Here is a 12,093-nt window from a genome sequence, read left to right on the forward strand (position 1 = left end):
CCCGGGGACGGCGTCGGCCAGCGCCGCGTGCGCCCGGCGGCGGTCGGCGGGCGCCGCGAACCGCAGCACGCCCTGGCGCATCAGGGGGTGCACGAACCGGACGTGGCCGGGCGTCAGCGTCACGAGGCCGGCCTCCTCGGCGGGGGCCAGGACCTCGTCGAGCACGGCGGGCGTCGGCGTGCGGTCGTCCTCGTCCGGTCGGGCGGCGATCGCGGTCGCCCCGGCGTCCGTCGACGCGGCTCCGCCGTGTCCGATGCCCGTCGCGACGGCGTCGGCGATCGGCCCCGCGGCGCTCGTCGTCGCGCACGCCGTGACCAGCAGCGCGTGCTGCGCGTCGTCCGGCAACGCGGAGCACCGGCGGCCGTAGGTCTGCTCGAGCCGCGCGCCCACCGGCAGCGGGTCCGGCAGCGGGGCGCGGCCCTCGCGCTCCGCGGGCGACAGGGCGCCGCTGCCTTCCGTCAGGGCGAGCGGGTTGCCGCCGAGCTCCGCGGCGACGGCCCGCGCGACCGCGGGCCCGCACCCGTGCGCGACGAGCAGCTCGCGGGACTCGGCCGGGTCGAGATCTCCGAGCGTGAGCCGCGGGATGCTCTCGAGCTCCGCCAGCGCGTCGCCCTCCGGCCGGCTCGCCAGGACGACGGCGACCGCGCGGAGCCCGGCGCGGCGCGCGAGGAAGCCGATCGCCGGGAGCGACGCGAGGTCGAGGGCGTGCGCGTCGTCCACCAGGACGAGCTGGGGGCGCTCCCGCGAGGCGTGGTCGAGCAGGCCGACGACGGCGCGGAGGATCGACAGCGCCCCGGGCTCGAGGTCGCCCTCCCCGTCGAGGGCGCGGTGCAGGGCGGTGCGCTCGGTCTCCGGCAGCGCGCGGTCGGTGGCCAGGAGCGGCGAGACGATGTCGGCGAGGGCCGCGAAGGCGAGCGGGTGCTCCGCCTGGACGGGGGCGGCGCGGTGGACGTCGACGAGCCCCTGGGCGTCGTCCCGCAGTGCGTCGAGGAGGCGGCTCTTGCCGGCACCGGGCGGCCCGACGACGCAGAGCGCCCCGCCCCGGCCGTCCTCGAGGGCGCGGAGCAGCGACGCGAGCCGCTCCCGTTCGGGCCGGCGCCCGATCAGCCCCGTCGCTGATTGCACGCGGGCAGCGTACCCGGCCTGGGCCGAACGGCCCAAATGCGGCGCGTATCGGTGGTTTCACCGATGCGGACCGAGCGGCCCCGCGCCACGATCGACAGCGTGATTCCCCGTTCACGAGCGTTCAAGCTCGCCCTCCCCGTCCTGGCGGCCGCCGCACTCGCCGTCTCCTCGACCGCCGACGCGTCGTCCGTGGTCTACGTGCAGGGGAACGAGGTGTGGCAGTCGCAGCTCGACGGCTCGAACAAGCGGAGACTCTCCGCGGGCGAGGGCGACTGGCGCCAGGTCGCGGCCTCGGACTCCGGCCGGATCATCGGGATCCGCCTGGAGGCCGGCAAGATCTCGCAGCTCACGAACTACGCGATCTGGGAGCCGTCGGGCGCGGTCTACAAGCAGGGGGCGCTCGGACACGACCCGACGGGGTCGCTCGCGATGCCGCTCAGTCTGGACCTCACCGCGAACGGCGAGCTGGCGGTCTACGGCTTCTCGAACCTCACGGGGCTCTTCCCGAACCAGAACCTCGAGACGGGCACCTACGCATCGCCCGCGGCGAACACCTCGGGCGCCCAGCCGCTGAAGATCCCGGGCAGGACCTGGCCGACGATGGGTCCCGGGGACAAGATCGTCGCCGCGACGGGCCAGCAGGTCTGGGTCCAGGGGGCCGACATCATGACCTTCAACCCGTGGCCGGGTCTCGACCTCAGCGCGAACACGCTGGCGCCCGGCATCGTCGGCGACCTCACGCGCACCGACGTCGCGGCCGACGGGAAGTCCATCCTGATCGACCTGCAGAAGTACAACGGCGGCGAGAAGACGCACGCGCGCGTGGCGTACGTGCGCGTCGCGGGGCTCGGCGGGGCGGTCGACCCGGCGAACGACTGCTTCCTGCCGTCCGCCGGGCTGGCGTCCGACGGGTCGCTCTCGGCCGACGGCTCGAGCGTGGCGTGGGCGGACAGCGAGGGCGTGAAGGTCGCCGGGAAGCCGTCGGGCAACGGCGACGTCTGCGCGGTCGCGTCGCCGCCGGTGCTCCTGGCGGCCGGCGCGAAGTTCCCGTCGATCAGCCCCGTCGACGTGCCGGTGACGCCGGTGCCGGGCGGCGGTGGCGGAGGCGGCGGGACGGGCGGCACCGGCGGTGGTGGGACGGGCGGTGGCGGCACCGGTGGCGGCGGTGGTGGCGGCGGCTCGACCACGACGCCGAAGATCACCGCGAAGCTCCCCGGCAAGGTGACCGCGAAGGCGCTGTCGAAGGGCGTCACGCTGACGGTCACGGCCCCGGCGACGGGCAGGGTCTCCCTGACCGGCAAGGTTCCGGGGAAGAAGGCCGGCAAGAAGAAGAACACGCCGACCACGGTCGCCACGGGCTCGGCCACCGCGAAGAAGGCCGGGGCCGTGAAGGTCAAGCTGCGGCTCGTCGCCTCACAACGGAAGCGCGCCTCGAAGCTCCGTGGCGCGACGCTCAGCGTGAAGGTCACGCAGGGCAAGGCGACGTCGACCGTGAAGGTGAAGCTGAAGTAGGGCGGCGGCGCGGCGGCGCGCGGGACACCCGGGTCGGTCAGCCTGCGTCGAGCCTAAGCGCCGTCAGCCGCTCGCGCAGCGGGGCGTTCTGGTGCGCCGCGGTCTGGTCGAGCGCCCAGGCGCGCAGGTCGGCGTCCGGCGCCGAGCGCCCGCCGGCCTCGGCCGCGACCGCGGCGGCGAACGCGTCGTGGTCGGCCGCCACGACGATCGCCGGGTCCCACGTGCGGACGCCCGCGAGGTCGGGGACGACGGTCCGGCGGCCGAGCCGCGCGGCCTTGAGGATCCGGTACGGCAGGCCGGCGTCGTTGAAGTCGTCGCGCCGGAAGGGCAGGATCCCGACGTCCGAGAGGCGCAGGAGCTGCGCGGCGGCGTCGTCGGGGAGCGACCCGAGGAAGACGAACGGCGCGTGCTCGCGGCACCACGCGAAGTCCGCGTCGCCCGCGGCCTCGTCCTCGTGCAGCTCGCCGACGAGCAGGAGCTGCAGGTGCGGCAGCCGCTCGCCGAGGCCCCGGAGGAGCGCCCAGTCGGTGCGCCGGCCGAGGTGGCCGAGCGAGAAGCCGACGACCTCGACCGTCGGGTCCGGTGCCGGGAAGCCGTCCGCCGCCAGCGGGCTGAGCACCGTCGGGCGACCCTCGTCCTTCGCGAGCTCCTCGAGCCTCCCCGACGACGCGACGACCAGCGATGCGGCCTGCGCGGCCCGGCGGTGCAGCGCGGTCAGCCGGGCGCGGCGGGCCTCGTCGGCGTCGCCGGCGGCCTCGTAGCGGTCCCAGCGCCAGTACCAGAGCTCGGCGCCCGTCCGGGCCCGCAGCGCAGCGGCCACGGGTTCCTGCGTCGCGTGGAACAGGACGATCACGCGGGGGTCGCGCCCGTCGGCGTTCAGGCCCTTGAGCAGCGACGCGGCCTGCCGCGCGGCGACGGTCCCGACGGCCTTCTCCGGCAGCCGGAGCGCGGCCCCGTACCCGGGCCGCGGCGGCCCGACCGCGACGACGTCGTCCCCCCGCAGCAGGTCCTCGGCCTGGTCGCGCAGGATGAACTGTTGCAGCGGCCGCGGGAGCAGCAGCACGCAGGTCGGGCGCAGGTCGTCGCTCACGGGCGGGAGCCTATGGGACGGGTGGTCGGCGGCCCGCGCGATCCGGTGCCCTCTACGATCGACGGCCGATGGCGCCGCACCCGCTCCGTCGCCTCGCGGCGTCCGGCATGGCCTACCAGTCGGCGGGTCTCGTGGCCGGCGTGCTGGCGATCGTCACGCTGCCGCTCTACACGCGGCACCTGACGCGGGACGAGCTCGGTGCGGCGGAGACGCTGCTGACCTGGATCATCCTGGCGTCGATCCTGCTCCGGGCCGGGCTGCAGGAGGCGCTGCTCCGCCACTGGTTCCACGACGACGATCCCGACCGCCGGGCCCGCCTGGCGCGGCGGGTCACCGGGTGGGTGCTCCTGACGTCGACCGTGCTGTCGGTCGTGGTGCTGGTGCTCGCCGAACCACTCTCGCGGCTGGTCCTCGGGGAGTCGCTGCCCGGCCCGATCCGCGCGACGGCGCTGGGGATCTGGGCGTTCACGAACCTCGAGATCCTGAACGCGCTGCTCCGCGCGCAGGAGGCCCGCCGCACGTACCTCGTCTCGGCGCTCTGCAACGTCGCGCTGACGGTCGGCACGACGATCGTCCTCGTGGTCGTGCTCGACCAGGGCGCGTCGGGCTACCTGCTCGGCAACTACGCGGCGTCGACCGCGGTGCTCGCGGGACTGTGGTGGTCGCAGCGGGGGCTGCTGGGGCGGCGGACGACCGGTGCGGGCGGACGGAGTTCCGGGGTCGACGCCGGTCGCGTCGACGGCGCCGGGGGGGACGGCGATGCGCCGCGCGGGTCGGACTCCGACTCCGCATCCACCGAGGACCGCGACTCCCTCCGGTCGCTCCTGCGCTTCGGCCTTCCGACCGTCCCGCCCGAGGCAGCGGTCTTCGCGCTGAACCTCATCGACCGGCAGTGGCTCGTGCACAGCGACGGGCTGGCGGAGAACGGGGTCTACTCGGCGGCCGGGAAGCTCGCGACGCTGGTGATCGTCGTCGCCCGGGCGTTCCAGGCCGCGTGGCCGCCGCTGGCCTACGAGCTCTCCGACGAGGAGGCCCCGCGGACGTACGCGAACGTCGTCCGGGCGTACGTCCTCGTGCTGGGCTGGATGATCGTCGGGCTGGTGCTCCTGCGGTTCCAGGTGACGGACCTGCTGCTCGGCCCGGAGTTCGCGTCGGCCGCCGGCGCGCTGCCGTGGCTGGCCCTCGGCTGGGCGCTCTGGGGTCTCACCTGGGTGTTCACGACGATCGCCGGCCGGCACCACGCGACCGGCCGGACGCTGCCGTCGGCGCTGCTCGGCCTGGCGGTCAACGTCGCGGCGCTGGCGGTGCTCGTCCCGCCGCTGGGCGCGACGGGTGCGGCGATCGCCCTCGTGGCCGCCTACGTCGTCGCGCTCGGCTCCGCGCACCTGCGCACCCGGCGCCTGATGCACGTGCCGTTCGAGTGGGGCCGGCTCGCCGCGGCGGTCGTCGCCCTGACCGTCCTCGGCGCCGGACTGGACTGGGTCGCAGCACCGGACGGGGCCGGCGGGATCCTGCTGCGCCTCGCCGGATGCGCCGCGGCGCCCGCGCTGCTGCTCGCGGTCGGGGCGGTCAAGCCGTCCGAGGCGCAGCTCGTCCGGCGGGCGATCGCGTCGCGGCTGCCGGGGCGGTGAGGGCGGGTAGCCGGGGCGGCCCGTGTTCGAGGTGGCGGTGGTGGCGGGGTCGGTGGTCCTCTGTCGCGTGGGGCTTGACGAATGCGACCCGGCCTCGGCCGGCCGCGGGGTCGGTGGTCCTCTGTCGCGTGGGGCTTGACGAATGCGACCCGGCCTCGGCCGGCCGCGGGGTCGGTGGTCCCCTGTCGCGTGGGGCTTGACGAACCTCCCCCCGCTTTCCTCCGCTGCGCCGGCCGCGTCGACCGGCCGGCTTCGCCCCGCCCGCCCGCCGCACTCCCCTCCACCGACCACCTCGCCGCCCTGCGACGTCCGGCCCGCCCGGCGCCGTCCGCCCCGCCCGGCTCCCACCCCGCGCACGCCGTCCACGGGTCCGCCCCGAACCTCAGGATTCCGTGAGGGTCCTGCGCTAGCCTCGATCTCCCCCATGAGCCAGAAGAAGCGCAAGCCGAAGCCCAAGCGTTCAGGCAACCCCGGGCACAAGCGCGCGGTGGTCGCCGCGCCCGCCACCGAGGTCACGTTCGACCGGATAGGGAAGCCCGAGATCGACCGGATCCTCCGCGAGCAGGTCGGCATGACGCTGGCGCTCGCCGTGGAGCGGTCGTCGGTCGCCAGCGTTCAAGGGTTCGTCGACGAGCTAGAGCACGAGGACGACGCCGTGATGGCGGTCCAGGCGCTCGAGGCGGAGCTCGGGATCGAGGCCGGCGTCGACGAGCTCCCGGAGCTCGACCTCGAGCAGGACCTCCGGCTGCTGCGCGCCGACATCGACCAGCAGGCCCAGATCTCGGAGGTCGACAAGCGCCTCCTGACGATCACCCGCGAGGCGATGGTCTTCCTCGAGCGCCGCGCCGTGCGGGCCGAGAAGGAGCTCGAGCAGGCGGTCCGGAAGACCGAGAAGGCCGAGCAGCAGGCCGCCCGGCACGAGCGCCGCGCGGAGGAGCGCGTCGAGGAGGCCCAGGAGCTGCGCGGGAAGGCCGAGGCCGCCGACGCCGAGATCGCCGAGCTGCAGGCCCGGCTGAAGAAGGCGCAGGCGAAGGGCGAGCGCCTGGAGCACGAGCTCGAGGACGTCCCCGACGCGCCTGTCGGCGGGGCGGACGCCCAGGGCACGATCGCCGACCTGCGCAAGCAGCTGAAGCAGCGCGAGGAGCTCCTGATCGAGGCGCACGCGGAGCACGAGCGGCTCGAGGTGTCGCTCGACGTCGCGCGCAACGAGATGATCCGCCTGCACCGCGAGGTCGAGGGGACCACCGCCGACACGGTCGCGGCCGAGGAGGCCCTGCCCGAGGTCGAGACCGTCCTCGAGGCCGTCGAGGTCGCGAAGAAGCTCTGCAAGCACCTCGTCTTCACCGAGCGGGCGCTGGAGACCGCCGAGGACAGCCCGTTCTGGCGGCCCGACATGGTGCTGCAGGACCTCATCAAGCTCGACCAGGTCGCCGAGGCCTACGAGCGCCCCGAGGGCATCGGCCAGCCGGTCGGCCAGTTCGCCCAGGACCTCGGCCTGGACTGGCGTTCCGGGGTCGGGGAGGTCTGGTACGGGATCCACCCGAACGACTACCACTTCAGCCACGACGGGCACACGCTCCGGGTGGCCGAGCACGTCCGGGTCGCCAACGGCTCCGGCGCCCAGCGCTGCGCCCGCGTCTACTGCGCGTTCCACCCGGGCGGCGACGGCGACGACGACCTGCCGCGCGGCGTCTACGTGGGCCCGGTCGGGCGGAAGCTGCCGGACTCGACGACGGGCTGAGCGGGGCGACCCGCTCAGGCGGTCCCGGCCGCCGGGGCGCCGCCGTCCTCGAGCTGCGCGTTGAAGGCCTCCGCGGCCTCGCGGATGCCCTCGCCGCGGCCGGGGCGGAGGATCGCCTGCACGTGCCACCAGTAGCGCCGGGCGGAGTGGCCCGGCAGGACGGTCGCCGCGACCGTGCGCAGGACGTAGGGGACCGCCGCGACGGGACGGCAGCACCAGGCGACGAAGCGGCCGTGGTGGGTCGTCAGGTAGCGGTCCTGGTTGCGGTGCAGCTCGATGATCCGGCGGCGGGCGCCGTCGCCGGTCGACAGTCCCTCGTGGTGGACGCACTGCGCGGCGGGCACGAAGAGCGTGTGCCAGCCGACGTCGCGCAGGCGGCGCTGCAGGTCGACCTCGTCGCCGTACACGAAGTACTCGGGGTCGAGGTGCCCGATCGTCGCCGACGCCTGCACGCGGACGAGCAGGCACGCGGACTGGCACCAGTCGACCCTGCGGGTCCCGCGCCCGGTGCCGCCGGACTGCACGACGAGCGACTTGTGCAGCAGGAGGGCCTGGGCGACCGTGGTCCCGAACCCCGGGAACCGCCACGCCGACGGCTGCTGCCGGCCGTCGGGGCGGAGGAGGGCCGCGCCGGCGCACGCGGCCTCCGGATCGCGCACGAGGGCGTCGACGAGCTCCTTCGTCGCGCCGGCGCGCAGCTCCGAGTCCTCGTTGAGGAGCAGCGCGAAGCGGCCCTGGGCCTCGTCGAGGAGCCGCGAGTCGTTCGCGGCCTTGCCCTCGCGGCGCCGCAGGGCGATCACGCGGGCGCCGACGGGGTGCTCGCGGGCGACGCGGACGCTGTCGTCGGTCGACGCGTTGTCGAGGACGAGGACCTCCGTCGGACGCTCGAGCAGGCGCTGCTCGAGCTCGATCGCGTCGAGGCACGCGCGGAGCACCTCGGCGCCGTTGGTCCCGACGACGCAGAACGAGACCAGCGGGGTGGGGACCGCGGACGGCACGCCCGGCACCGTACCGGGACCGCCCGATCTCAGGCAGACTCCGCGGGGTGCCGACGACGGACGACAACCGATGAGCCCGGAGGCTCGCGGTCGACGAGAGCCGCAGCCGGGCGACCTGATCGGTGGCCACCGGATCGAGCGCCGGCTCGGTGCCGGGGCCATGGGGACGGTCTGGCTGGCCGAGCACGTGACCCTCGGGCGCCGCGTGGCGCTGAAGATCCTGGCCCACGGCCTGGCGCACGACGCGTCGTTCCAGGACCGCTTCATGCGGGAGGCGCGGCTCGCCGCGCGGCTCGACCACCCGAACGTCGTCGCGGTCTACGACGCGGGGACCGACGACGCCGGTCTGTGGCTGTCGATGCGGTACGTCGAGGGCGAGGACCTGCGTCGTCGGCTGAACCGGGTGGCCGCGGTGTCCGGCCAGGGCCCTGCATCGCGCGCCGGTGCGCCCGCGTCCCGGCCGTCGCAGTCGCCGACCGCGTTCCGCCGGCCCGAGGCGACGGACGGCGGTCGCACGGGCCGGACCGGCGACGCCGCGAGCGGTCGCGGTGGCGACGGCACGGGGGCGCTGCGCGTCCCGCCCGGCGGCCTGCCGCCCGGCGAGGCCGTCCGCGTGCTGGAGGGCGTCGCCGCGGGCCTGGACCACGCGCACTCCCGCGGGATCCTCCACCGCGACGTCAAGCCGGGGAACGTCCTGCTCCAGGCCGAGGAGGCGTCGACCCCGACCCCCGCCCCGCCCGCCTCGGCGACCGGCGTGGAGGGCACGGTGCAGCTGCCGCCGTTCGGTCGGGTCCTGCTCGCCGACTTCGGGCTGACGAAGGAGCTCGAGGAGCCCGGCGAGCTGACGCAGACCGGGATGCTGCTCGGCTCCGCGGACTCCGTCGCGCCCGAGCAGATCGAGGGCCGCGACACGGACGGGCGCGTGGACGTCTACGCCCTCGGGTCCCTGCTCTACGTCGTGCTGACCGGCGTCTCGCCGTTCCCCGGCGCCACGATGGCCAAGCTCTACGCGCACGTCAACGGCGAGCGCCCGCGGGTCAGCGACAGCTTCCCGGCGCTGCGCGCGTTCGACGCCGTCGTCGCGGCGGGCATGGCGACGGACCCGGCGGCGCGCCCGTCGACCGCCGGCGAGCTCGCGGCCCTCGCGCGGCGCGCCCTCGCGCAGAGCGACGTCGATCCGCAGGCCACCGTCGCGTTCGAGGGCCCGTCGGCGGGCGGGTCCGGCCGCGACGAGGTGCGGCTGCGTCGTCCGGCGGGGCGCGGGACGGCGTTCGGGGCCGGCGCGGCCGCGGCCGCCGGCGCGGCGGGTGCTGCCGGTGCGGCGCGTGGCGCGGGGGCCGACGGACCCGCGGGGACCGGCCCCGCCGGGGCCGCGCCGGCCGGCGGTGCGGGCGGCGCGACGTCGTCCGGCGGCGGTCGCGACGACGGGTCGTCCTCCGCGCCGACGCGGGCGGCCCGCCCGGTCCCCACGCCACCGGTCCCCGGCGCGGTCCCCCCGGTCCGGCACCGCGAGGACCCGACGACGTCGGAGTCGCGGACGCGGGTCGCCCCGCCGGTCGGCGGGCCCCGCGGCGCCGCGGGCGCGACGGGGCGCGACGGGACGGGCACGGGCGGATCCACGCCCGCGCCTCCTCCGGTCACGCGCCCGGCCGGGCAGACGGGCGGCGGGGCGCCGGCATGGTCGTCCGCGGCGGTGGGTCGCGCGGGTGGTCCCGGCGGCCGGGCGGCCGGTCCGGGCGGCTACGCCGGCGGTCCCGGTCCCCACCCTGGCGGTCCGGACGGCGGCCGCGGCTCGTCCGGCGGCGGCAACGGCCCCACCGGCCCCGACGGTCGCCCCGGCGGCACGCCGCCCTGGCTCGTGCCGGCGGTCGTGGTCGGGGTGCTCGTCGTCGCGCTGATCGTCGTGGTCGCGCTCGCCTTCAAGGGCGGGGACGACGGCGGGGACGGCCCGTCGCGCACGACCGCGGATCGCCCGACGACGACCCGGGAGACCCGGTCGACCACGGAGGAGGCGCCCGCGACGACGGACGAGGAGCCGCCCGCCACCACCGACGCCGCACCTCCGGCGACCACCGACGCGGCGCCGCCGACCGACGAGGAGGTCGACGTCGAGGGCGGCGGGACCCTCTCGGCCGGTCCGGCCACCCGGGACCCGGCCGCCGGCACGCCGCTGGCGAAGACCGGGGTCGCCGCCGACTACGTGGCCCCCGACGGGTCGTGGCGGACGATGCTCGTCCGGCCCGGGAACGGCTGGGAGGCCCCGGCGCGCACCACGCAGAGCGCCGGCCTGGACCGCGTCCGGCAGAGCGGGCCGAAGGGGCGGCTCCTCCTCGTCGACCACACGCCGACCCAGCCCGCGTCGTTCGACACCACCGGCGTGCTGGACCAGATGACCGTGACCGGCACCGCGTTCGGGGACGTCACCGGGTACCGGTTCAAGGACGGCCGGATCGGCTCGATCCCCGAGTGCGCGAGCCTGCAGTGCGTCGACTTCCCGCTCAACCAGTCCGACCAAGGACCCGGCTGGGGCGTCCTCGTCGCCGCGCCGACCGCGGCCGAGGCGTGGGCGACCGCCGAGCGGGTCGTGCGGGCGACCGGGCCGTAGCGCGGCGGGCGCCGGGCGGCGCGTCCCGTCCGACGCCTGGATCGGCCCGGTCGTCGATACTCGCCGGATGCGACTGCGGTCCGTCCTCCCTCTCGTGGCGTCCGTCGTGGCGCTCGCCGCGGTCCCCTCATCGGCCTCGGCGGCCGCGACCAGGAAGTGCCCGGTCAAGGACCACCTCTTCGCCAGCTACCAGGTGCAGCGCGGCCCGAGCTCGGCCGTCTCCTGCGGCTCGGCGTTCGCGGTCCTCTACAAGGGCATCCTCGACCAGAAGCCGCCCAAGGGCTGGCGGTGCCGCGACACCGCCGAGCGCGCGTGGCCCCAGGTCGAGACCTGCGAGCTCCGCAGGGACGGCCGGCGCGTCGCGGTCGCGAGCCTCTTCGCGACCGACGACTTCTTCTCGATCCCGTAGGGCGTGGACGGGGGCCGCGGCCGTCGCCCCGGGTGGGGTGGCGGTCGAGCATGGCGTAGGACGTCACGCATGGCGGCCGGCCCGGATCCGATCGGATCCGTTCTCCGGGCAGGAGCCACCGCCCCGAGGGCGTACTCGTGCCTGACGTGCCCGCCCTGCCCCGACCCGGAGATCGTCTCGCGGGCTTCCGCATCGAGCGCGAGCTCGGGCACGGCACGACGGGCGTCGTCTACCTGGCGCACCAGGAGGGACTCGAGCGGAAGGTCGCGCTGAAGGTCGTCGGGCGGCCGCTCGCCGACGACGCCGCGTTCCGCGAGCGGTTCCGGCGCGAGGCCCGCGTGGCCGCCGGCCTCGACCACCCCAACGTCGTGCAGGTGCTCGAGACGGGCGAGGACGACGCGCACCTGTGGCTCGCGATGCGCTTCGTCGACGGGCCCGACCTGCGGGTGCTGCTCCGCCGGACCGGGCGCCTCGAGCCCGAGCAGGCCGTCGAGGTCGTCGAGCAGATCGCCGCCGCCCTCGACGCCGCCCACGCCGCGGGGCTCGTCCACCGCGACGTGAAGCCCGGCAACGTCCTGATCGAGGACGGCCCGGGCCGCGACCTCCACGTCGAGCTCGCCGACTTCGGGCTCGCGCGGGCCCAGGGCATCGACGTCGCCGAGGGGACCCCCGGCTACGCGGCCCCCGAGCAGCTCGCGGGCGAGGAGGCCGGACCGGCCGCCGACGTCTTCGGCCTCGGGTGCGTCCTCTTCGAGCTCCTCACCGGCACGCCCCCGCCGGCCCCGGTCCGCACCGGGCCCGGGGCGACGCCGTGGCGGGGCGGCGGAACCGGGAGTGCGGAGGGCGCGGCCGGCGCCGGGCGCGGAGCGGACCCGCGGGACGGCCGGGATCTCGTCGGCGGTGCGTCGGGCGTGGCGGGTGCCGGTGCGGCCGTCGCGGGTACCTCGGGTGTCCCGGGCGGCGCGGACGCGGCGGTCGGCGC

The 12,093-nt window shown here is 76.4% G+C and carries 9 protein-coding genes; 6 read left to right on the plus strand and 3 right to left on the minus strand.

What is annotated here, in order from left to right; all coding sequences use genetic code 11:
• Positions 1–1,125 (minus strand): AAA family ATPase (locus tag PATMI_RS0105995; RefSeq protein WP_026910225.1); only part of this gene is annotated, 1,125 nt, incomplete at its 3' end.
• Positions 1,126–1,224: 99 nt separating this feature from the next.
• Here PATMI_RS0105995 and PATMI_RS37845 point away from each other — a divergent pair.
• Complete coding sequence (locus PATMI_RS37845) at positions 1,225–2,637, plus strand: hypothetical protein (protein ID WP_211241703.1); 1,413 nt, start codon at positions 1,225–1,227, stop codon at positions 2,635–2,637.
• Positions 2,638–2,674: 37 nt separating this feature from the next.
• On the opposite strand, the gene PATMI_RS0106005 is transcribed toward PATMI_RS37845, so the two are convergent.
• Positions 2,675–3,727: a glycosyltransferase gene (locus tag PATMI_RS0106005; protein WP_026910226.1), complete on the minus strand. Its 1,053-nt coding sequence runs from the start codon at positions 3,725–3,727 to the stop codon at positions 2,675–2,677.
• A 68-nt stretch (positions 3,728–3,795) separates the two neighbouring features.
• Between PATMI_RS0106005 and PATMI_RS0106010 the strand changes: the two genes are divergently transcribed.
• Both PATMI_RS0106010 and PATMI_RS0106015 read left to right on the plus strand, forming a co-directional pair.
• On the plus strand, positions 3,796–5,358 hold the full coding sequence (locus PATMI_RS0106010) for a lipopolysaccharide biosynthesis protein (RefSeq protein ID WP_026910227.1): 1,563 nt from the start codon (positions 3,796–3,798) through the stop codon (positions 5,356–5,358).
• Positions 5,359–5,782: 424 nt separating this feature from the next.
• Positions 5,783–7,099, plus strand: a complete 1,317-nt coding sequence (locus tag PATMI_RS0106015; RefSeq protein WP_026910228.1) for a coiled-coil domain-containing protein — start codon at positions 5,783–5,785, stop codon at positions 7,097–7,099.
• A 14-nt stretch (positions 7,100–7,113) separates the two neighbouring features.
• On the opposite strand, the gene PATMI_RS0106020 is transcribed toward PATMI_RS0106015, so the two are convergent.
• Positions 7,114–8,097, minus strand: coding sequence for a glycosyltransferase (locus PATMI_RS0106020; RefSeq protein WP_026910229.1), 984 nt, complete (start codon positions 8,095–8,097; stop codon positions 7,114–7,116).
• 70 nt (positions 8,098–8,167) lie between these two features.
• Between PATMI_RS0106020 and PATMI_RS0106025 the strand changes: the two genes are divergently transcribed.
• The 3 genes from PATMI_RS0106025 to PATMI_RS27810 form a co-directional block, all read left to right on the plus strand.
• The gene (locus PATMI_RS0106025; protein ID WP_026910230.1) at positions 8,168–10,702 is read left to right on the plus strand and encodes a serine/threonine-protein kinase; all 2,535 of its coding nucleotides are present in this window, start codon (positions 8,168–8,170) and stop codon (positions 10,700–10,702) included.
• 67 nt (positions 10,703–10,769) lie between these two features.
• Positions 10,770–11,111 (plus strand): hypothetical protein, encoded by a 342-nt coding sequence (locus PATMI_RS0106030; RefSeq protein WP_026910231.1) that lies wholly within the window; start codon positions 10,770–10,772, stop codon positions 11,109–11,111.
• A gap of 137 nt (positions 11,112–11,248) precedes the next feature.
• Positions 11,249–12,093: serine/threonine-protein kinase (locus PATMI_RS27810; RefSeq protein WP_157260634.1), on the plus strand; the 845-nt coding region annotated here is incomplete at its 3' end.

The organism is Patulibacter minatonensis DSM 18081, from assembly GCF_000519325.1.
Classification (GTDB): domain Bacteria; phylum Actinomycetota; class Thermoleophilia; order Solirubrobacterales; family Solirubrobacteraceae; genus Patulibacter; species Patulibacter minatonensis.

What these genes read in the sequence shown, in the direction of transcription:
- PATMI_RS0106015 (WP_026910228.1), top strand. Translation starts at nt 5,783, where the DNA reads ATGAGCCAGAAGAAGCGCAAGCCGAAGCCCAAGCGTTCAGGCAACCCC.
- PATMI_RS0106025 (WP_026910230.1), top strand. Translation starts at nt 8,168, where the DNA reads ATGAGCCCGGAGGCTCGCGGTCGACGAGAGCCGCAGCCGGGCGACCTG.
- PATMI_RS0106030 (WP_026910231.1), top strand. Translation starts at nt 10,770, where the DNA reads ATGCGACTGCGGTCCGTCCTCCCTCTCGTGGCGTCCGTCGTGGCGCTC.
- PATMI_RS0106010 (WP_026910227.1), top strand. Translation starts at nt 3,796, where the DNA reads ATGGCGCCGCACCCGCTCCGTCGCCTCGCGGCGTCCGGCATGGCCTAC.